16 protein-coding genes and 2 pseudogenes are annotated in these 19,678 nt (G+C 52.6%); 7 read left to right on the forward strand and 11 right to left on the reverse strand.

Annotation, left to right across the window (positions count from 1 at the left end; genetic code table 11):
- The first annotated feature begins 96 nt into the window (after positions 1–96).
- Complete coding sequence (locus tag Q1B21_RS17335; RefSeq protein ID WP_299891414.1) at positions 97–780, forward strand: IS6 family transposase; 684 nt, start codon at positions 97–99, stop codon at positions 778–780.
- A 268-nt stretch (positions 781–1,048) separates the two neighbouring features.
- On the opposite strand, the gene Q1B21_RS17340 is transcribed toward Q1B21_RS17335, so the two are convergent.
- Both Q1B21_RS17340 and Q1B21_RS17345 read right to left on the reverse strand, forming a co-directional pair.
- Positions 1,049–2,113, reverse strand: coding sequence for a ParB/RepB/Spo0J family partition protein (locus Q1B21_RS17340; RefSeq protein ID WP_299891417.1), 1,065 nt, complete (start codon positions 2,111–2,113; stop codon positions 1,049–1,051).
- Positions 2,106–3,491 (reverse strand): AAA family ATPase, encoded by a 1,386-nt coding sequence (locus Q1B21_RS17345; RefSeq protein WP_299891420.1) that lies wholly within the window; start codon positions 3,489–3,491, stop codon positions 2,106–2,108. The genes Q1B21_RS17340 and Q1B21_RS17345 overlap by 8 nt, the downstream gene beginning before the upstream one ends.
- Before the next feature lie 580 nt (positions 3,492–4,071).
- Between Q1B21_RS17345 and Q1B21_RS17350 the strand changes: the two genes are divergently transcribed.
- The gene (locus Q1B21_RS17350) at positions 4,072–5,331 is read left to right on the forward strand and encodes a replication initiation protein (RefSeq protein WP_299891423.1); all 1,260 of its coding nucleotides are present in this window, start codon (positions 4,072–4,074) and stop codon (positions 5,329–5,331) included.
- A 200-nt stretch (positions 5,332–5,531) separates the two neighbouring features.
- Here Q1B21_RS17350 and Q1B21_RS17355 read toward each other — a convergent pair.
- Positions 5,532–5,741, reverse strand: a pseudogene (locus tag Q1B21_RS17355) (DDE-type integrase/transposase/recombinase); the annotation flags it as partial.
- Between Q1B21_RS17355 and Q1B21_RS22375 the strand changes: the two are divergent.
- The 3 genes and pseudogenes from Q1B21_RS22375 to Q1B21_RS17365 all read left to right on the forward strand — a co-directional run bounded on the left by Q1B21_RS22375 (position 5,691) and on the right by Q1B21_RS17365 (position 7,890).
- A complete protein-coding gene (locus tag Q1B21_RS22375) occupies positions 5,691–5,933 on the forward strand; it encodes a type II toxin-antitoxin system RelE/ParE family toxin (RefSeq protein WP_366525414.1) in 243 nt (80 codons plus the stop codon). The pseudogene Q1B21_RS17355 and the gene Q1B21_RS22375 overlap by 51 nt on opposite strands.
- 260 nt (positions 5,934–6,193) lie before the next feature.
- Positions 6,194–6,623: pseudogene (locus tag Q1B21_RS17360) on the forward strand (IS5 family transposase); the annotation flags it as partial.
- A 379-nt stretch (positions 6,624–7,002) separates the two neighbouring features.
- Entirely contained in the window at positions 7,003–7,890 is an 888-nt protein-coding gene (locus tag Q1B21_RS17365) for a 50S ribosomal protein L11 methyltransferase (RefSeq protein WP_299891425.1), read from the forward strand.
- On the opposite strand, the gene Q1B21_RS17370 is transcribed toward Q1B21_RS17365, so the two are convergent.
- Positions 7,882–8,628 carry a sulfotransferase gene (locus Q1B21_RS17370; RefSeq protein WP_299891428.1) on the reverse strand — a complete coding sequence of 249 codons (747 nt, stop codon included), beginning with the start codon at positions 8,626–8,628 and terminating at the stop codon, positions 7,882–7,884. The genes Q1B21_RS17365 and Q1B21_RS17370 overlap by 9 nt on opposite strands.
- 148 nt (positions 8,629–8,776) lie before the next feature.
- On the opposite strand from Q1B21_RS17370, the gene Q1B21_RS17375 reads away from it, so the two are divergent.
- Together Q1B21_RS17375 and Q1B21_RS17380 are read left to right on the forward strand one after the other, a co-directional pair.
- Positions 8,777–11,086: a TOMM precursor leader peptide-binding protein gene (locus Q1B21_RS17375; protein WP_366525415.1), complete on the forward strand. Its 2,310-nt coding sequence runs from the start codon at positions 8,777–8,779 to the stop codon at positions 11,084–11,086.
- The gene (locus Q1B21_RS17380) at positions 11,083–12,135 is read left to right on the forward strand and encodes a hypothetical protein (RefSeq protein WP_299891433.1); all 1,053 of its coding nucleotides are present in this window, start codon (positions 11,083–11,085) and stop codon (positions 12,133–12,135) included. Before Q1B21_RS17375 ends, Q1B21_RS17380 begins: the two co-directional genes overlap by 4 nt.
- 21 nt (positions 12,136–12,156) lie before the next feature.
- Here the strand turns inward: Q1B21_RS17380 and Q1B21_RS17385 are convergent, their stop codons facing one another.
- The 7 genes from Q1B21_RS17385 to Q1B21_RS17415 all read right to left on the reverse strand — a co-directional run bounded on the left by Q1B21_RS17385 (position 12,157) and on the right by Q1B21_RS17415 (position 19,637).
- A complete protein-coding gene (locus tag Q1B21_RS17385; RefSeq protein WP_299891436.1) occupies positions 12,157–13,026 on the reverse strand; it encodes a phytanoyl-CoA dioxygenase family protein in 870 nt (289 codons plus the stop codon).
- Positions 13,019–13,888, reverse strand: a complete 870-nt coding sequence (locus tag Q1B21_RS17390) for a phytanoyl-CoA dioxygenase family protein (protein WP_299891438.1) — start codon at positions 13,886–13,888, stop codon at positions 13,019–13,021. Before Q1B21_RS17390 ends, Q1B21_RS17385 begins: the two co-directional genes overlap by 8 nt.
- Before the next feature lie 56 nt (positions 13,889–13,944).
- Complete coding sequence (locus tag Q1B21_RS17395) at positions 13,945–14,214, reverse strand: NHLP leader peptide family RiPP precursor (RefSeq protein WP_085823175.1); 270 nt, start codon at positions 14,212–14,214, stop codon at positions 13,945–13,947.
- Between the two features lie 118 nt (positions 14,215–14,332).
- Positions 14,333–15,763 carry an ATP-binding cassette domain-containing protein gene (locus Q1B21_RS17400; protein WP_299891554.1) on the reverse strand — a complete coding sequence of 477 codons (1,431 nt, stop codon included), beginning with the start codon at positions 15,761–15,763 and terminating at the stop codon, positions 14,333–14,335.
- A 56-nt stretch (positions 15,764–15,819) separates the two neighbouring features.
- Entirely contained in the window at positions 15,820–17,817 is a 1,998-nt protein-coding gene (locus tag Q1B21_RS17405) for a cysteine peptidase family C39 domain-containing protein (protein ID WP_299891444.1), read from the reverse strand.
- Complete coding sequence (locus Q1B21_RS17410; RefSeq protein WP_299891448.1) at positions 17,814–19,079, reverse strand: SagB family peptide dehydrogenase; 1,266 nt, start codon at positions 19,077–19,079, stop codon at positions 17,814–17,816. Before Q1B21_RS17410 ends, Q1B21_RS17405 begins: the two co-directional genes overlap by 4 nt.
- A gap of 90 nt (positions 19,080–19,169) precedes the next feature.
- Positions 19,170–19,637, reverse strand: a complete 468-nt coding sequence (locus Q1B21_RS17415; protein WP_299891450.1) for a hypothetical protein — start codon at positions 19,635–19,637, stop codon at positions 19,170–19,172.
- Positions 19,638–19,678 lie beyond the last annotated feature (41 nt).

Raw genomic sequence — 19,678 nt, forward strand, 5'->3', positions numbered from 1 at the left:
CAGCGACTACAAACGGTTTTGTCGCAAACTCCGTCCCCATCTGTCAGATCGAACGCAGTTCTGGTAACGCGTGTTGGAATATGACAGGAGCAAGCCGTGACGATTTCATTCAAGGGCGCACATTTTCCCAAAGACGTGATCTTGCACGCGGTTTTCTTCTACCTGCGATACGGTGTTTCCTACCGGGATCTGCAGGAAATCATGGCGGAACGTGGCGTTGATCTGGATCATGCAACGCTAAACCGTTGGGTCAGGCGATATGCAGGCCTCGTTGCTGAAGCAGCGCGGTATAGAAAGCGTCCCGCAGACCGTTCGCGGCGCATGGATGAAACCTATGTGAAAGTGAAAGGCGAATGGGTTTATCTTTATCGAGCGATCGATAAACACGGCAAAACCCTTGATTTCATGTTGTCCGAGCGCCGGAACAAGGCTGCTGCGACGAAGTTCTTCCCCCGCGCGCTAGAAGTGAACGGATTGCCACGCAAGATCGTCATCGACAAAAGCGGGGCCAACACTGCTGGCATCAAGGCGATCAACAAGATGTTGAAAGGCTTTGGTTGCCCGATCCCGATCGATATGGTCAGGCGGAAATACCTCAATAACATCATTGAACAGGATCACCGCTTCATCAAACGAAGGATCAGACCCATGCTGGGCTTCAAGTCTTTCGCTTCAGCTGCATCCGTCCTGGCGGGAATAGAGTTGGTCAACATGATCCGCAAAGGTCAATTCACACCTGGACTCCGTCCGTTTCAGCAATTCATCCAACTGGCAGGATAATCAACTCATCAGCTTCACCTAAGCTGCCCTCAAAAAAGTTTGCGACAGAACCCGCCATTAATAATGGTTGCCAGGGAACTCTGGGTGCAGCCCTCTCTTAAAGTCGCCTCAATCATTTAATGATCATTATTTGCGCATTTTGCGCACGATAGGGTAGTCGCTTAACTTGCTCTGGCGTGTGGTTAAAGCAGCGTTTCATGCTTTCAGCGCCGACATTGATATCAATGAACCGGAGAGCTCGTCAGGCGCTGTGGGTTTCGCGACGAAACTAAGCCAGATAACTCGAGATTTTTGCGATCAGTTGCTCCGCGTCTTTGGGCCTCAGTTCACGCCCCTTGATGCGAATCCGCATTTCGCCAGATGACACCTCTGCCAAAATCTCTCCTCCTCCCGGCAAAGGCTGCGGAGCCAATCGTTGAATTTCTTGTGGCCGCCCACCGCGAGCCTTGGCTTCGGTTGGTTCAGGCGTGTCTTTCAAGGCCGCTTCCAACAACGACCACTCTTCTTTTGCATCCGACACTTCTGCTGACGCAAGAGTTTGACGAAGTTTTGATTGCGCCCCATCGCGGAGGGCGGATGCAAGCTTAAGGCCTGCCTTTTCCGTCAGAGCAATTGGATGCGTTAGAAGATCGCCTAGCGCCTCATGAACAACCGCAAAGCTGCGTACCTTTGACCGCTTGGCTTTGGATGCAGCGGCAAACAAAACATCCACGGCAGCCTCAGTCGTGTCGAAGACTCCCTGCCCCGCAGCAAGAACCGCGATACGGCCTCGTTCGTAGGGGCTGAGATTTGATCGAAGCTCATTCTCTTCGACCATCGAAACGTAAGCCCCCTGCCCCGTCCCAGCCTGCCGAACAAAAGCTGGTATCTGGGAAAACCTGGGGTCTGTTTCTGACAGCCGCCGAAATGCGTCCAATCGACGATAGCCGGAGATAAGGCCAAAACCGTCACCATCGGGCGTGACTTCGATGGGCGTTCGCAAACCGTGAACACGCAGGGATTCCAGAAGCTCGGCCATGGCCTCTTCGTCTTCGACCATCCGGTCGCGCCGGATGAAGTCGGCATCAATTTGATCCAAAGGCAGGTTTTGCGCGACAAGCCCTGCGTTCTCGGCATGGCGCCAGCGCGCGGCGTCCCCCTGATCCTGGGCCAAAGCCACGCGATCCGTAACGGCCACCATACCGTTCAGTGACGCGGCTTCGGCTGCAACCTGGGCTATCGGTGGTGTTGTCGTCGTCTCAAACGGGCTGATCGATGGTTTCGCCGCGAAACCCGCCTCGAGCTGTTCCAATTCCGCCGTATCCGGGGCGGTCAGTCTTCTGCGTTTAGCCATCTGCTTCTCCTCCCATCTGAGCATCGCGCCACCAACATCCGATCAGAACCTCTTTGAATTCTGCGTAGGTCCGGTCGAATGTCTCTCGGCCCCTCACATAAGTTTCTCGGTTGAAGTCGCGATAGTCTGCCTCGTAAATGCCGTTCACTTGTTCACCCGCCTGCCCGACCAAGGCCGTATAGTCCTGCCGGTATGCGTTCATAAAATCACCAAAATAGGCCTGAATGACGTTGGCCATATCTGTCTGCTGGCTGGCGTCGAACCGCGTGATGATGGCCCGTACTACATCCCATTCGAACTTTAGTTCCGGTAAACCCGCCGCGCGTTGCGCAGAGTTCTCGCCATCTTCGATACTGGCAAACGTGGTGTAGAGCATATCGAAGAAGCGGCCTGTGGAATCAAATTCCAGAAATGAAGCGCCCAGAGGAACCAACAAAATATCCGCCGCAGCCAGAGCGTTGATCGTTAGGTACCCAAGTGCAGGAGGAGTGTCGAGGAACACAACGTCGTAGTCGTTCAGAATACCTTCGTCCTGAAGAAAATTGGTCAACCCATCCCACAAGGGCCAACTACGTAATCCCATGCGCCAAACCGGGATCTGAAACTCGGCCCAATACAGGTTCAGCTGCGCACCGATCAGATCGATATTGGGCCAGTGGGTTTTTTGAATGACGTCGCGGGGCAGGGTGGTCAATGCCTCCTGCAGGGTTTCGTCGAGCGGGATCTCTGGCTGACCTGAGGCTGAGCGTACCCGGTTTTCCTCCTGAACAGCCTTGGCATAGTCCTTTGCAACCAACGGAAACACCGTTTGCCATTCATCGGCAACCTGCCCTCCGAGGATCGAAGTCATCGATCCCTGGCTGTCCAAGTCGATGACCAGAACCTTATAGCCGTCCAAAGCCGCCGACATAGCCAGATGGGCCGCTGTTGAGGTCTTGCCGACGCCGCCCTTGAAGTTCGCAACAGCGACGACCTTTGCCGGTAAACCATCAGGGCGATAAGGAAGATATTCCTTCGTGCTGACACCCTCTGCCGCAAAATGCTTTCGTAGGGTGAGCACTTCTTCCAACGTGAACCACTTGGAGCCGGCCTCTCCCTCACCCTGAGGAAGATCGGGATTCGCCTTGAGGACACGTCGAAGATGGGCGGGTGCAACAGGGATGAGATATTTGGTGATCTCCCAGATTGAAAATCGCCGCAAACGCTTTTCTCCATCCGGAGCGTAGCCTCTGCGCGCTAGGTCCTCTCGGCCCTTTGCACAGAACGTCGCTGCTTTTGCGAATCGCGAAGTGCCAATAGGATCGGGTAACTTTGTCGCCGCCACTTCCGGATCCAGATTCAGATATGGCGGTAGCGGGGGTTGGTTGGATTTATTCACTGTCGATGCCTCGGGTAATGTTCGCCTTGTCGGCGTATATTGCGGAATGTAGCGAACATTTGGCCCGGCGGCTATCCTTGTTCTCAAGTTTTTCCACAGTAGGTGTACGCCTAGACCGGTTTCGTGGCGAAACTTCCTAAAATCGAAGAAAACGACGCAACAAATAGTTTATTTACTTTAGAGAGTTTAGAGTCTTTAGGACGTTAATATCTTTATTTAACAATTATTTGCGCCTAGTATGGCACCTGTTTTCAGTGTCTGGAGCACCCATCTACAGGATAAAAGGTGCCCATCTACAGGAGGGTAGGGGCCAGAATCCGGGAAGAAGGGTTCCGATTCTCAGGTTGTTAAGAATCTGCACCAATCAGACCCTAATCTTCTCTCTCTTGGATGTTGTGCTCTTGCGTAACAGCCGGTCTCCGAACCCCCACGACCAGTTGCCTGGGGATAAGTCGAGCACTTTCGGAATAAGGTACCTGTCTACGGGATTCATGTGATCCTGTATTTGGGCACCCAATTGAGATTGATCAACGGGTACCTTTCGTGGCAGAAATATCAAAACGAGCAGCCAGGCAGAATCATGCCGGATACACAATTGGACATGGATCAGCTTTCTGGCGCATTGCGCCGGGAAACAGTGAAGAAGAACGTTGCTGCAATTCACATTAGCGGCAAGCTGACGCTATTGCAGCGCAAGTTATCCAATGTCCTTCTGTTGAATGCATATGATGCGCTAACGTCCGCACAAACCCACACCATCGACGCTCGGACTTTGGCGATGATGGTTGGATACAATTCGAACGACTTTGACACGCTACGCGCCAGCCTTAGGGCTCTGGCCGAGACCGTAGCAGAATGGGATATGCTGGACGAACAGGGCCGTCAGGAATGGGGCGTCTCGTCGTTGCTTAGTTTCGCAAAACTCAAGGCCGGAGTTTGCGAGTATGCGTATTCCCCTGCGCTTGCGCAGAAACTTTACGATCCGAAGATCTACGCGCTGATAAATGTTCAAATCCAGCGGAACTTCAGTTCCGGACACGGCTTGGCATTGTACGAAAACTGCTACCGATTTGTGCGTACCGGATCGACGGGATGGTGGGCGCTGGATGTTTTTCGAAAACTAATGGGCGTGGATGGAAGCGACTACTACGGCAGTTTCAAACATCTCAATGCCAAGATCATCAAACCTGCTGTTGCTGAGGTGAACAAGAGCTCGGACATTCTAATTGAACCGGAGTTCAAGAAGAAGGGGCGCACCGTTACCGACATTCGGTTCCTGATCAAAGGCAATCCGCAGAAGGCGATGTTCGAGATTGACGATGGTGACGGCGTTCGGAACCTGAAGATATACAAGACACTGCGCGAGCAGGGGGTGTCGGATAGGCTGGCGCGGCAATGGATAGCTGAACATGGTGAAGACTATGTTCAGCAAAAGCTCGACTATGTCAGCGGGCAGGGGGGTATTAAGTCAACACTCGGATATCTCTCAGCTGCATTGCGGGATGACTACAAAGCGCCGGAGAATGAAACCGCACCCGAGCCCAGTCCCGAGGCGGTCGAAGCCGCCCGTGAACGAGAGGTTGAAAAGGCCCAGGAAGATCAGGCTTACGAGGCGCGGGCGTCAGAACGAGCGGAGCGTTCCCGCAAATTGGCGATCGTCGAGGATCTGGTTTCGCGGCGAAACCCAACACAGCGAGATGCAGACAAGCGGCTGTTCCTTGCCGGATTGGACAACGATCTGGATCGAGAGCACTTCCGGGCGCATGGTTGGCGATCAGGCCTGAATGCGACAGCAATCTTCGCCTTTTGGTTGGATATGGAGCCTGACGCCTTCGAGTGATCACCTAGCCTCCCAGACGTTTCTGCGGCTCCGCAACGTGCGTGGTTGGCGTCGGATGGAACGGATTTCTTACCTTTGGTGTTGTGCGCACTTTATACCATTTATGCGCATTATGGGTACAGCACTCTAACTAAAAGAGACCTTAAGGGTTTCGTTGCAAAGTTTTAGGTCACCCAAACAGAACTGCGATGGCTTCAGGTTCAGATTGCCAACTCGGAGAATTGACGAAACGGGCAGAGCCCTGGTGTGAACTGGCCTTTACGGATCATGTGCGCGACTTTGATGCCTGCGAGAGTCGCCGAAGCCGAAGCAAAAGTCTTGAAGCCGAGCATCGGACGGGTTCGTCTTTTGATGAAACGGTGATCCTGTTCCACTATGTTGTTCAAGTATTTCCGCCTGACCATTTCAATGGGGATCGGGCAGCCAAAGCCTTTCAGCTTACTCTTGCAGCCAACCCTTATGCAGGTCACCCGAGTGACACACGCCGAGACATACGGGAGCTTTCAGTGCCGCGAACCCCATTCACACTGTTCTATCGTGTAATGCCCACCCAGATAGAAATTCTGCGTCTATGGGATACCCGGCAGGGCGCGGATTACTGAAACCCGGAGTTTAAATTGGTGGCATCAGGCGGGCAGGGTAGGGGCAAGCAACCGAACCTATTTTGTTGTTCGACCTCTAGCTTTTGCGTAGAAGGCGTATTTTGTTGAAAAACTCTGGCTTGATCGAGACATGAACTACTGATTCAATTCTGCCAACAAGCGGGAGGATCAGCCATGATGGGATCTAGGTTCTGGACCTATTAATTGGCTGCCGTTATCCCGCCTGCGTGATTCATGCCCGTGAGTTTCAGGGGTATAACATGAGCAATCTATTCTGGCTGACGGATGTGCAGATGGCGCGACTTCAGCCTTACTTTCCAAAGAGCCATGGTAAGCCGAGGGTTGATGATCGACGCGTGCTGAGTGGGATTATTTTCATCAACGCAATGGGTTACGTGGGTCCGATGCGCCGCGTGAATATGGGCCGCCAAAGACGCTGTACAATCGCTGGAAACGATGGAGCGATATCGGTGTGTTCGCTCGGATCATGAACGGGCTGGCTGCAGAGGGAACCGCTCATAAAACCATCATGATTGACGCAACATACCTCAAAGCGCACCGCACGGCTTCCAGCCTGTGGTTGAAAAAGGGGGGCGTGGCAGGCTGATAGGGCGCACCAAGGGTGGCATGAATACGAAACTGCACGCCGTTACTGACAGTCTGGGACGCCCCAAGGTCTTCCTCTCCGCCATCGCGCTCGCGGCTACAGTCCTATTCTGGCTGTAAATCAATGAGGCTGGAGCCTAGCAGTATTTATTGGCCAGCGTGCGCATTAAATTGCATTAGCTTGCAACCCGCCAAAGCGCTTGTTCGGGTTCTGTAGCAAAATTTTTGAGGCTCTCTGTCTGAGATGATGCCCTTGCGGCATCGGCTGCTCGAGTTTCTACTGGAGATCGCGACCGATGGCGATTTCATCCCTATCCGTTGTCAAGGATTTCGGTACCTGTATTCTAGCAGCTTTCATTTACCAGAGACTATGTGCAAGTATCGGATTCAATTCTGAAAAACAGCATATCTGAACAAGGATTTCATGTTGCACGGCTACGATCAAATTGGGATGCACTTCAGAATGCTGAGCGACCGAATACGCATGGACACCTTTCAGCGTGCGATTTTCAACGTCGTCAAACCTGGCGATGTCGTTTGCGATTTTGGAACCGGCAGCGGTGTGCTTGCTATGTTGGCGTGCCGGGCAGGTGCGAGCAAGGTTTATGCCATCGACCGCAGCAATTTCATCAAGACTGCCGCAGAACTTTGTAAAGCGAATGGATTTGAAGACCGGATTACATTCCTTAGAACAGATGCCCGAACGGCAGACTTGCCTGAGGCGGTGGATGTTCTGATATCCGAATGGCTTGGAAATGCGGCGTTGGAAGAGAACATGTTGCAGCCCCTGATTGGGTTGCGGGACAGAGTGTTAAAACCTGAAGGAATCATGCTGCCAGGAAACGTACGCATCATGGCGGCACCCGTGCGCGCATCAGAAAGGTTTCAGCAGATCACTTTCTTTTCTCAGTCGATCTGCGACCTGAGTTTTCACGGCCTCGTAAACCCGTCTGCACAAGAGAGGTTCTGGGCCCATATCAAGCCCGAAGAACTGATTGGCGAACCCCAACTTGTTGCAGTATTGGATATGCACACAGTCTCTAGTGGGTCTTTGGCAGAAACGATCACGCTGCAGTTTTCTGAACAAGGCTTGTGCCATGGCGTGGCCCTTTGGTTTGATGCCGAAGTAGCGCCTGGTGTCAGCTTGCCAACAGGGCCACATGCCGCTCGAACCCATTGGCGACAGGTGATCTTTCCAATCGGACCAAGAGCAATCGAAGTATTGCCCGGTCATCAAATGGAAGTGAAGATTTCAGCCTATGGTGCCGGCTCGGGAGTGGACTGGTCTTGGTCTATTGGCGTCAAGACCGACATCACACAAGATTTCCAGTATACGTTTTCATCAAATTGAATTGGCTGTGTCCTGACTGAAAAACACGGTGTTCTGCCATGTTTGCCAAGTCTCCAAAGCATCGTCAGTGTCTATTTTGACATTGTACCTATCTAGGGTCGTCGGGTGATCTGGCTTGCGATGCAAGTGGCTTTGTTGGGCAATCAGGTTTTTGGAAGGTACACCAACAAACTGCGCCAGCTGGGGTATCGAAGCCGACAATCTGTCTGTTCGTAGAACCAGCCTCCGATCTACAGGTACCGTGTTAATCAGATGCGTATTCCGTTCCTGCCAATGAACTAAAAGACCTTTTGATATTTCCGGCAGTGCCTTGATCAACTGCTCATCATCAAGAAACGCCTCAGGCGAGAATGAACTCACGACCAGTTCCGCCTGCCGCTTGAACCGATCCGGGTAAGGTTGATCTGTTTGTGCAGTGTGAAAAACATCGCGTTGAATATGTGTTAGCACGGAATCCAGCCATTCGATCGGATGACGCAGTATGATCAGGAACCGCGCGCCTGGGAAAAGGTCGACATACTGCTCTGCGAACCAGGTGTTGAAACTGGTGCTGTCGACCTCAAGTTGTCCTATAGCGTCGCGTGTAGCCAGATAGGCACGCACCTCGTTTTCGTTGAGTTCGCCGCTTTTGTAGGCGGAAAGCGCTTCGGTTGCTGCTTCGTGTTGAAATTCATGGGCTGCGCGGTAGTTTCCAAAAATGCCAGCAACGGATTTGGTTCCTGTTTTCTGTAAACTCAAGTTGATCAGTTGAAATCGGCGCAGATATGAGAACCCAATCATTTTAGGCAGATAGCGCTGGCGCGATAGGGTGGTTTTGTGATCTTTGACAACACGAAGCCTCGACGATTACCGTGTAAAGAACACAAAAAAGCGGTCTAAAAGCAAGATGGATAAAGCTGCCGGACGAAAAAACAATCCGTCGCCTGAGACCGAGCGAAATTCAGTACTGCGTATTCGTTCTCATCTATCGTTTCACCAAACAGCGCCGGGACAGATATTGGTGGTATCCGAAAACAAAACCCGAGTGTTGAACGGAAGAATTTTTTCGGACCTGCTGCCCAAAATTGATGGTCGGGCCTCTATTCGTGAAATCGTAGAGTCGCTCTCCGATCAGCACACGACCGAGCGTGTTCTGTTCGCCATCCGCCAGCTACACGACCAGGGAATCACGGATGATACCATTGGGTTGATTGAGCCTCAAATTTCGGGTTTTTGGGATCGAACTGAAATCAATGCAATCGCGGTCAAAGCTGCTTTGAGGCAGGAAGTTGGTATTTTGTTGCTTGGCTCGCTTGAGCCTGAAGTTTGTCGGATCGTAATCAGCGACTTGCAGGAAAAGGGTATCGCAGCAGTTAAGGTTTCGAATTTTGGTGAACACGATCTGACGCTTGTTTTGACGGATTGCTACCTGCGACCGGAGTTGGACCTGCTGGATGCCGAGGCGCGTCGTCGCAAAATCCCATGGATGCTGGCAAAGCCGACCGGGTCGGAAGTCTGGATCGGGCCTTTGTTTGATGGAAGTTGCCAATCTTGCTGGAATTGTCTGGCACGGTCATTGCGAGACAACGGGCGCGAGAAGCTCGCCGCCCGTGCGGGGTCAGAATTGAAATTGCCTAGCGCGGTCAATGCTTGGACCGGCGATACCCAACAATCGGGCAGGTTGATCGCGACGCAAACTGTTTTGGCGATGGCATCAGATGGCAATCGAAGGCTGGCGGATCAGGTTCTTACGTTTGATCCCATAACGCTTGAGGCCGGGAAACATCCGGTGCGGGTGCGCCGTAATTGTCGCACATGTGGCGAACCGCGAAAAAACACGGAATGTCATCAGCGAAGTAATGTTCTCGATGCGGCCGATATCGAACTAGTGTACCGGCCTAGATCTCTCTTCGCCGAAGGTGGTCACCGGTTTTGCAGCCCGGACGAAACCTATCAACGATTGAGCCGCTTGATTAGCCCGATCAGCGGCATTATTCCGGCGGAGCCGGAATCTGTCGAACGGGGCGGTTATCATGTTGCGAAGTGCCGTCAAGTCACCCCGTGGCGAGAGGATTCAACAGCTCTGAATTTCGACGTGTCTTTGGGGGCAGGAGGCAAAGGCCCTTCACATCGACAAGCCAGTACCGGCTGCCTTGCCGAAGCAGTGGAGCGCTATAGCGGAACATTTCGCGGCGATGAGCTTTTTATCCAGGCAAGTTTCGACGACCTGACCGAACAGGCGATACATCCCGATGTTATCCAGCAATACAGTCAAGCGCAGTATGCAAACAGAGATGCCAATGCAAAGAAAGCACCGTTCTGGATTCCGGAACCATTTGACGTAGCAAAAGATACGAAATGGACGGGCGTGTGGTCACTGACCAACCAACGTGCGGCTCTGCTGCCAACGGCAGTCTGCTATTACGATGTCCCCGTCACGGGCCATGATTTCTATCTTGCCGACTCCAACGGGTGTGCTGCCGGGAATGTGCTGGAAGAGGCCATTCTACACGGTCTTCTGGAACTGATCGAACGGGATGCACTGGCGATTTGGTGGTATAACCGTCTGCGTCGGCCGGCATTCGACCTGTCACGCGTCAGCGATGTTGTTGGTGCACAAATCGATACACTTGCGACTCACCTGCGCGGCGAAGGCCGCAATCTGTCCTTCATCGACCTTACCAACGATCTTCGAATTCCGGTTGTTGGAGCTGTTGCGTGGGACGCCGAAACGGGTGGTGCTGTAACTTTTGGGTTCGGCGCACATTTGGACGCGTCCATCGCCGCATCCCGCGCGGCCAGTGAATTGGTTCAATTGGATGTCTATTGCAGCGAGGCAGCGAATTCCCGCTTGGCGCTTCGGATGTCGCACGTCAAGAAATGGTTTGAGACAGCAACAATTACCAGTCATCCGTACCTGACCCCAGCTGAGAACGCGGTTCCAGCACCATCTCCGGCGATGGATGGCGGCAGGGAACTGAAAGCCGATGTTGAAGCGTTGGTATCCCATCTTGCGCTCTATGAAATCGAAGTATTGGCGGTTGATCTGACACGCCCAGATGTGGGTTTCCCGGTTGCCCGAGTTTTCGCACCCGGATTGCGGCATTACCACAATCGGTTCGCGCCAGGGCGGTTGTTCGACGTTCCGGTCACTCTGGGGTGGCAGGACCAGCCAACTGAAGAACGTGATCTCAACCCCGTGGTTTATTTTGCATGACAGCAGAGGATATACGCACCTACGCCCCTTACCTAGACTATGCGCTGAATCCCTTGCGCCCGGAGATCGCTGATGCGCGCGCGCTATCGCTAGCACATCGCCGTTTAGGAGAGGTGCAACTTGGACACTGGGTGCCACCACCGCTAGGGATTGAGATACCTCTTGGAACATCTGATCCCGGCTTCGACCTGTCCGTCGGCTATGCAACAGGTTTTGGGAATCGTAAGTTCTTTGATCAGAGCCCAACGGGGCGGGCTGCAACTGAGCCGTGTTTGCCGAATGTGTTATCCGAGTTTGACAATATTTGGCTGGAGCATGACCTAATTGATCCGCAATCTAGTCGCGCCAGCATCTATTTCTCGCCCAGATTACTTGAAGGAGCCATAGCGAAAGCTGCGGACAGATTGACGCCGCATCAAATCACATCGATTTGCACCGCGGCAACGGTATTAAGCCCACATATGTCTGAAGGTTCTCGAAAGCGACTGACTGAAATGCTGTCTGCTTATTCTGATCCGCAGACTTATGTACTGTGCGGAGTAATGACGGGGCGGAAGGATGTCAGAGTTCGGTTGGTTTTTCGTTTCGAAACTATTCAGGCTGCGGCTTCTTACTTCAGGGCCTTTGGCTTTGAAAGCCAAAGCAAAGGGCTTGTGTGGTTGGACAATACATTTGGTTCGATGGTCGAGCGGGTTTTGGTGGGGTGCGAGATTGGCGCCGAAAACACCCTTGGGGTCGAACTTTACGCCCCCGACGGCAACCTTCAACAAGGCAATGCGGACGACCTTTTACTTGAAACACTGGAACAGCAGGGACTGTGCCACCCGGAGAAACGCAAAGCGATCAGGTCGTTTCCTGGGCGTACGGCGATCTCTACAGGTCAGGAAAACTGGGCATACCTGGAAAAAAGGGATGGTCTGCGGCAAGGGGCAATACAGGTTCCCATCTGCGACAGGCAGTTCCATCATATCAAAGTCACGTTGCTTGACGGTGAACAGGTTCAGGCCAAAGCGTATGCATCGGCCTTATTCAGGTGGTGGTTTCATTAGGTGCCATAGGACCAACTGCAGTTAACCGCGTTTGGGCAGCAATGGAAAATCATCGCCCTCAAACGGCATTAGCGCATCTTGCCGGATCGGAAATGATGCGCCGGACTGTTTGCGCATACGTTCGGCGATCAACTTGCCCGACGGTGCAAGAACCGCATCTGGTGCAGCCCATCGACTGATATATCTGCGCACAGGCTGCATATACGGATTGCCGTACGCACCGTGGATACAGAGGCTGTTGAAGATCAGGCAATCCCCGGGATCCATTGTCCAGCGCATGATATCGTACTGGTCACGTTCCGCATCGATATCAGGCATTGGTTCGGGCGAAGATCCATCGGGGTTCGAAATGTCTGTTTGGGCGGCATCAAATTCCGGTTGGAATTTCTCTTCATAAAACTGTTTGTGCCAAAGGTGTGAGCCGCGAACGATCTCGAGTGATGCGCCCTCAGGCGTGGGGTCCAGTGGAACCCATATTGCAAAGCTCAACCCAAGAATGCCCCAATCCTGATGCCAGGGAGTACGGGTCAGCGTACCGGGATATTTTGCAATCCAGGAGTCGAATACAAACCGAGCCTGTGCAGAGCCAACACAATCCGCTGCGATCTGTGAAATATTTGACCCCTGCAGGAATTCATCAAAGTCGGGCGTATGGGACCGCACCCAAAAATCCATGACATAGCCGCCCAAATCGCCTGGTCTGGTGAAACGAGTAAAGTATTCAGACGGGTTGGACAGGTTGGTCTGGACCGCTTTTTTCAGGTATTCGATCCAGTCATGATCGATCACTTGCCGCAAACAAACGGCACCGTCTTCATTGAAGGCTTCAAGGTCGCGCGGCCTTAACTGAACCGGAGAGCGTTCAACGGTATCGGCGGCGATCTCAGGCATCAGCTTTGGCCGGCAGCACGGGGAACATCGCGGTGTCAAACGGTTCCATCGCGCCCTGCAGTTTGGGGGCGCCGGTCGAAAGCTGTAGCAAGTGCTCAGCAATCCAATCCCCGTGAGGTGCCAACAGTGCACCGGGTTCCATCCACCTGCAAGAATATCGGCGCACGGGCGTTGTGCTGTAGTTGCCGGGTGCGCCATGAACGCTGAGTGCGTTGACGATCAGACAATCGCCCGGCTCTACATCCCAGGAAATGATATCATATTCTGACCGATGGCGATCGATATCCGGGATACGCTCAGGCTCACGCTGTCCGGGAGCGGCGCGTTTACCTTCGGCCTTTGCCTCAGCAATGACATCGTCAAAGCGTTCGCTGTGATAGTGGCGACCCCAGGCATGTGATCCGCGAACTACCTCCAGACTTGTGTCTTTGTTCATCGGATCAAGTGGGATCCAGATAATCAGGCTGCTGCCATGAATGCCGGTGTCTTGATGCCAGGGCGTCCGCATCATGGTGCCGGGATACTTCGTAATCCATGAGTCGAACAGAAACTGAGCCTGATCGAGGCCGAGAAACCTGGCAGCGATCTTTGCGATCCCAGAGTCGTCACAGAAGGTCCTGAACTCATCAAAATTATGCCGGACCCAAGTGTCTGTCACGTACCGGCCGAAATGGCCGGGGCGGGTTCGGATGTTCTGGAACGGCGAAGGGTTTTCCAACCCTCGTTCAATTCCACAACCCAGAACATCGAGCCATTGGTCTGATATGATCCCTCTGAGGCAAACGGCGCCGTCAGCGTTGAAATTTTCGACGTCCTGCGCTGAGATTGAGTGGACATCGAGACGGTCGTTCAACTCTGGCATAACGAATCCTCGAATTGGCACCGAGATGCCGAGATTAGATTAGTTTGTGGATCCGTTCAGCGGCACCAGGAATTCGCGCCATACACCTGATTGACGTCCCCTGCGCCAATCTCTGCCTCTAGCGGAGAGGATGGCAGCAGAAAATACTGTTTGGATTCGCTGTTCTCGAGGATTTCGATGTCGATATCGCCAGGGACTTCGACCTCGTATTCTTTAAGCACTGATTTCGGATCAGCTTTGAACTTTTCCTTGAAATCCTCATCGGACCAGCAGCGGGCGACTATCTGGCCCATTTTTATACCGTCGTCGCGTCCAAAATTGTTCATGTGCTGGTTCCTCCAAAGCGGTGTCAGCGAATACTGCTGGTTAAATCAAAGCGTAACACCACGACCTGCAAAACTGCAATCTATTGGCGAGTCTTCTAAGTAAAAATTAACTTCGACCTCAGGCTTTGATGATCATTCGGTTCGAAATCTTGAATATGGCATCTGCCGAGTTCAGCACGTTGATCGAGTTTGAGGTCACGATCAAAGTTTTTACCATGGGTTTCACGCGAAGTATCAGCCTTGCGCGCTCCATGTCAGGTAGCGCCGACACTGGGTTGTCGAGGACAAGGATTGAGGGTCGCAGTGCAACCGCCGCGGTCAACGATAATAGCTGTCTCTGCGAATTGGACAGCATCGACCCGTTAAACCCTACATTGGTTCGCAATCCCAACGGAAAGGTCGCGATGTCATTAATAAGTCCGGTTGCAGTCGCAGCGGCCAACACGCGTTGTTTTGGCAAAGTTCCATAGTTCGAGATGATCTGCTCGATGCTCATCTGCGCGAGCGGTGGATCATCAACCAAACCGTGCAGGTAGTTGTCAGGGAACTTTTGCACAGCTTTACGGGGCAATCCTGGATTTCCATAGAGAACTTCCCCCTCACTCGGATCAAGAAGCCCCAATAAAGTGCGACAGAGTGTGGTTTTCCCCGATCCAGTTTCACCGCAAAACCCAATAAAGCTGTCTGGGGGTATGTCTAGATTGAGCCCCTTATAAACTGGATTTTTTTGACCCGGATAGGTGCTGGAGACATTGCGCAGCGAGACATAAGGCGTCAAAGCTTTTGGCTCAGGCAACGTGTTTTGGTCTGCAGCTGTCGACTTGGACAGTTCCGTAGATGCCGCAATTGCAGGACCTGTTACGAGCGAAGCAATCCCCAGCCCTATGACCCCGCTGGCTGTCAAAAACAACTCAGTGTTTGCGCCCGGGGCGCTTAAGTCGACCAAAAGTACCGATACACACCCTGCTACTCCTGCGTTGATCAGTGGAATTACGTCTACAGCGTTGGCACTGGATCTATTTCGTGAACCTAGCTTGGCAGAACTTGTGTGCCCCGTGGAAAGCCGGGACTGTAGCTCACGCGTACGGTGCAGCGTTGCAGTCAACGCAAGTGTCTCAGCAGTTCGGCCAAAAGCCAAAGAGCACTGGTTAGCCCTGAAAGCAAGGAAGAGGATACCGCAGATGCCTAACACCAGCGGTAGCCCCGCCAAACTACCGAAATAAATCAAAATCAAAAAGGCTGTGCCCGCCAAGGCAACGGAGTAGGCAGAGATGAAGGTCATGCCCACACGAACACCTTCTTCATCCTCGTTGACCACTATCTTTTGTGCCCATCGGGTCAAATCACTTTGCTTGGAGCGTTCGCCGAAGTTTACAGTTGGTGCTGTCCTTGCTTCTAGTGCTTGCCGTTCAAAAAAGGAAACGGCAAGTTTAAGGCTAGCGACTGGCGCGATGAGTGCCGTCAAGAGAATTGCTGCAGTGCCAAGTGACACGTCGTCCGAGATCCCTTGATCCAGCCAGCCACCCAGACAGAAAGCCAAACAAGTCATGCTCAAAGAGCAGGCAATCCCCAGCGAACAGATCAGTGTTAAGTGACGAAAGGATATCACGTGTTGGTACCAATTGGTTCCGCCAGAAGGGCTTCATACGATGTATGTTCTTTCGGCGCGCCAAGCGACTTAAGCCTCCCACTTTTGAGCAGCTCGACACGGTCGCAAAGCCTCAGCAGAGGCCACTGGTTTGACAGGATCAGGCAGGTCACACCCCGTTTTCGCAGGGCTCGGATAATCTGCGCGATATCAGCCAGAGCAATACAGGTCATCGCATTATCAAGAACCAGAAGATCAGTTTCTTGGGACAGGCAGTAGGCGATCGAAAGGCGCTGCCGCTCACCTCGGCTGATGGTTGCCATCAAGTCGTATAGCTCAGGAGGTCCTGACCCATCCCGATCTAGAAACTCGGAAATTCCAAATTCCTCGATCAAGTCGTCAGGAATATCTTCGATCGATCCCAACAGAACCGAATCTTCAGATAGATAACTGACGCGGGCTGGCTGTTTTGAAGATGTTTCAAAGGTAACGTGACCCTTGCTGGGAAGGTACTGATCTACTGCCAGGCGGGCCAGACTGGTTTTGCCACTGGCCTTGGGGCCCGTTACGGCAACGATGTCGCGCAGCGCAAGGGACAGCGATAGGCCGGACAAGATCGGCGGGGCATTCGGATCAAATCCAAAGGTCACATCCCGCATTTGCAGCCCTGCGTCCTTTGGCTTTTTGACCTCCGTGGGTTCTTGATGCCCGTAACTGAAGGAAAAAGTACCGATGGTTTGAGCAATTGCGCGTTGTCGTGTTGGGTCGATCTCAGAAGACTGCCCAATGAAAACCAATACGCTTGCGGCTAGCAGGCTAAATGAACTCAAACCTAGCCATCCCACAAATACATTGGCCTGATCAGATATCATTGAGACTGCGATCGCTAGTGCTCCCACAAGGCCCAGACAAGCGCATTTAATCATCTGTAAGTTGGAAAGTCGTTGAACTTCGCGAAATCTACGTTTTTGCCAATCGCAGAACGTCGATGTGAATGCCTTGTTGCGCAGCAGCAGCCGAAGTTCGTCTGTATTGGTAAAGATCTCAGAGAATTGTGCTCGAAGTCTTAGTAAGCCAGTGCTGGCAATGGCGGTCCGAGCCAAGTGTTTTTGTTGTGCAAAAATCTTTAGTAATGCCAACAAAAATACGATCACAAGGACCGATATCCTGGCCGAGTGTTCAAGAACTATTCCGACAAACGCAATGGGCATTATTAGTCCGCAAGAAAGCCATCCAATGAACGACCTGAGCCGGGTTTCGCGCAGCTTTGGCAAAAAGAAGCCGGATGGCATCAACTGCAGTAAATTCAAAGGCAAAACTGCAGTGTTTCCGGCTGCATCGGACGATTCTGAGACTTCTTTGGGGAGGATAATCCCCAAAACAGCCAAGGCAATGAACCCGGCAAAAGCCACGATCAGTCCGTTCCTCATAATAACCAGTGAAGGATCAATAAGGCCCGGTTTTGGTTGCATCCAGCCAATCAATCCGAATGCGATTCCAATCAGCGACAATACTGCGGCAAAGGCAACTGTGCGAGACAGGCGACCCCAATGCCATGAGCGCGACCAATGCGAGGATAGTGTTACCTTGCGAGGGGAAAATTCGATCAGTCGCCCGGTAAATAAGTTGCCGAATTCCGATTTGGAAACCAAGCGCCTTCCTGACTGTGGGTCATTGATGGCAATCCGGTTCCCAATAGTACCTTCCAATACTACGAAATGACCGCCTCCCCAGAAGACAATCGACGGGCACGGGGCAGTTAACGCTTCCAAGGCGGTACATCGGCGGGCTGTTGCGTCAAGCCCGTGTGCCTTTGCGGCATCGAGCAACCCTGAAATGCTGGTTCCATCACGGGATGTTCCAGCCTCGTTAAATAGGTCGAAATATGCAGCTTCAATGCCGTAGTTTTTCAGGACCGTGGCCAGCGCCGCTGTTCCACAATCCAGCGCGGACAGTTGAGGAACAATTGGCGTTCGTCGTATCAGAGCATCCCTTGTATTGCGCCACCATTTCATTTTGGTAGTCCCAACGCGAATTCGACAACCGGCGATTCCTCGAACCACGACAGGCCCGTCACCCGCTGAAAGGGGCGTGGATCTCCTGTTCCGATGGCGCATCCACCGAGGTCTAGCTCTGTTGCGGTGTTGTACATTGCGTCTAGTGCGATGCCCGCGTTCAACAATGTCAGGCGGTATGCCATACCCTTATATTTCCAGGCGATTCTGGGCATCCGCGTCGCAAGCATTATCAATGCGGGCGGAACTTCGGCGGTACCACCCATCGATGAACCCGCGTTTTGGAGCATCTCAGCAGCCGCATCGGCAGAGTCGGGAACGGCGTCCAACGTGTGTTCAAATCCGCAATACCGAAATAGACCCTGTTCCAGACCTGACACGTTGCCAACGGCGATGTACCACTCCAATTCATGAATACTGCCAGCGGCGGGGATCGGTTTGTCCAGCCGCTCCAAACCACCGGCAACGAAGCTCTCGTGGACCGCGCTCAGACGTTGCAAGAATGAGGACACTAAGGGTAGTGGGATTGGGCTCGCTTGCCAATTTCGACACGATTGTCTGCGTTCAGTCGCCAACTGGGTTTTACCGTGAGCAGGAGTAAGCGCGTGCGTTTTTCCGGTCGGCACCAAGTGCGCTTGCGGGGCCGGATATTGTTCTTGAAGGTCGGTGTTTTCGCCGACGATGGGCTCATCAAGTCCTCGGCGACTGCTGGAATGCAATATCGCATCGGCGAACGCCCAGCTTGCTCTTTCTACGGGTTCGTCAGCCAAACCGGGTTCCAGAAAACCGAACTGACCCAAAGCTACGAACAATGGCTCGTTTGCCTGTCCGCCATCCAATGGAGATGATAAATGCCAAATGCGCTTCAAAACCTCATCGGATCGCAGCGTCATCTGACAGGCAGTTTCGGGACTAAGCATCACAAAACCGGCGCCGTCGCGTTTGACATAACTAAAGCGGGATAGTCTTTGGCCGGTGACATCATGTGGATCGCCAGGGCGGAATTCACTATTCAATGGTTCGAATGTGGCTAAGTCGCAAGAGTCTCCGTCGACCAGAACCCACTGAATCCAGCGCCGAGACCTGAACCGTTCTTTCAAATGCAAACAGACTGCAATCTGCTCGGGGTCGTCAACGGCCCCCTCGTTTTCGGCCAACCCGACTGTTGCCAGCGCTCGGCACATTTTCTCAAGTTTGGGAAAACCCCGAGGCAGACGAACCTCGCCGCCAGGACCCGTTATACGGTCATTGACAAGTTTCACACCTGATCTGAAGCGCTCAATAATCACAACTTAGGACATCAGTTCTGGCGACGGTTTCGAACATCCGCCGCAAAGTTCTGACAGAATAAATCACTTGCGCTTGAGTGTGTATTTTCCTGCAGAATGATAAACGCCGGTTGTCACAAACCTAAGATCAATCTCATTTTCATCTATGATCGAGCCAACGGCAGAAAACTGACCAGAAGTTGTCATCATAAAACTGTCATCGTCCGTCATCACGGCAACGAAAGGAAGAGATACATTCTGTTGTTCATTGGTTTCTGGATTGGTGAAAATGGCCTCCAGTGAACCGGCAAAAGTTTCACCATTCTGATCATTCACCAAGAGTTTCTGGTTCGTATAGGCCTCGCTGTGGCTAAAATTGTTCTCCCAATTGACGACCACCTCAACCTCGGTGCCAATCCATTCCCCCTTAAGATCTGGTGCTTCTGCATATGCATCGGATACTGAGACTGACAAGCACGCCAGGCCAGCAAGCAACGCCATCACCCGTGCCTTTAGCCATTCCTTACCAATTGGGTTCAAAACACTTTGCATCTTTGGCCTCCTGATGAATGTGCTGGCGGGTATTGATGTGA

The sequence above is a fragment of the uncultured Ruegeria sp. genome (assembly GCF_947504215.1).
In the GTDB taxonomy this organism is placed as follows: Bacteria; Pseudomonadota; Alphaproteobacteria; order Rhodobacterales; family Rhodobacteraceae; genus Ruegeria.

Coding starts and splice junctions, on each gene's coding strand:
- Q1B21_RS17340 (WP_299891417.1), bottom strand. CDS start 2,113: ATGGCTAAACGCAGAAGACTGACCGCCCCGGATACGGCGGAATTGGAA.
- Q1B21_RS17350 (WP_299891423.1), top strand. CDS start 4,072: ATGCCGGATACACAATTGGACATGGATCAGCTTTCTGGCGCATTGCGC.
- Q1B21_RS17365 (WP_299891425.1), top strand. CDS start 7,003: ATGCTGAGCGACCGAATACGCATGGACACCTTTCAGCGTGCGATTTTC.
- Q1B21_RS17375 (WP_366525415.1), top strand. CDS start 8,777: ATGGATAAAGCTGCCGGACGAAAAAACAATCCGTCGCCTGAGACCGAG.
- Q1B21_RS17380 (WP_299891433.1), top strand. CDS start 11,083: ATGACAGCAGAGGATATACGCACCTACGCCCCTTACCTAGACTATGCG.
- Q1B21_RS17385 (WP_299891436.1), bottom strand. CDS start 13,026: ATGCCTGAGATCGCCGCCGATACCGTTGAACGCTCTCCGGTTCAGTTA.
- Q1B21_RS17390 (WP_299891438.1), bottom strand. CDS start 13,888: ATGCCAGAGTTGAACGACCGTCTCGATGTCCACTCAATCTCAGCGCAG.
- Q1B21_RS17395 (WP_085823175.1), bottom strand. CDS start 14,214: ATGAACAATTTTGGACGCGACGACGGTATAAAAATGGGCCAGATAGTC.
- Q1B21_RS17400 (WP_299891554.1), bottom strand. CDS start 15,763: ATGACTTGTTTGGCTTTCTGTCTGGGTGGCTGGCTGGATCAAGGGATC.
- Q1B21_RS17405 (WP_299891444.1), bottom strand. CDS start 17,817: ATGAAATGGTGGCGCAATACAAGGGATGCTCTGATACGACGAACGCCA.
- Q1B21_RS17415 (WP_299891450.1), bottom strand. CDS start 19,637: ATGCAAAGTGTTTTGAACCCAATTGGTAAGGAATGGCTAAAGGCACGG.